The organism is Pseudomonas sp. RW407 (genome assembly GCF_003176655.1).
GTDB classification, from domain to species: Bacteria; Pseudomonadota; Gammaproteobacteria; order Pseudomonadales; family Pseudomonadaceae; genus Pseudomonas; species Pseudomonas delhiensis.
In genome coordinates this window covers 1-323 of the sequence record NZ_QGSL01000058.1, presented here as the reverse complement: position 1 = coordinate 323, position 323 = coordinate 1, and the positions used below count along the sequence as shown (strand labels likewise).

Sequence of the window (323 nt, the reverse complement as noted above, 5' to 3'; positions counted from 1 at the left end):
TGGCGGGATGTCCGTTCCGGACGTCTGTAAGCAACAAGACGTAGGCCCTACTGCGCTGCGTCGGTGGATTGATCAAGTCCGAAAAGAGCGCGAAGGTCAGACTCCGGTCGGTGCCAAGGCGATTACGCCGGACCAACAGCGAATTCAAGAACTCGAAGCGCAGTTGCGGCAAAAGGATCGGGATATCGAAATCCTAAAAAAGGCCAGTGCTCTCCTGCTTTTGGACTCCAAAGATTATTCGCGCTAATCGACGAGTTGAGTGAGCAATACGGTATTTCCGACTGCTGCCGGGTATTGGAAGTCCCTCGCAGTAGCTTTTACGC

1 protein-coding gene is annotated in these 323 nt (G+C 53.6%); it reads left to right on the top strand.

The genetic code is table 11. The annotated features are described in order from the left end of the window. Window positions 1-247: transposase (locus tag DK254_RS05790; RefSeq protein WP_256595815.1), on the top strand; the 247-nt coding region annotated here is incomplete at its 5' end. Window positions 248-323 lie beyond the last annotated feature (76 nt).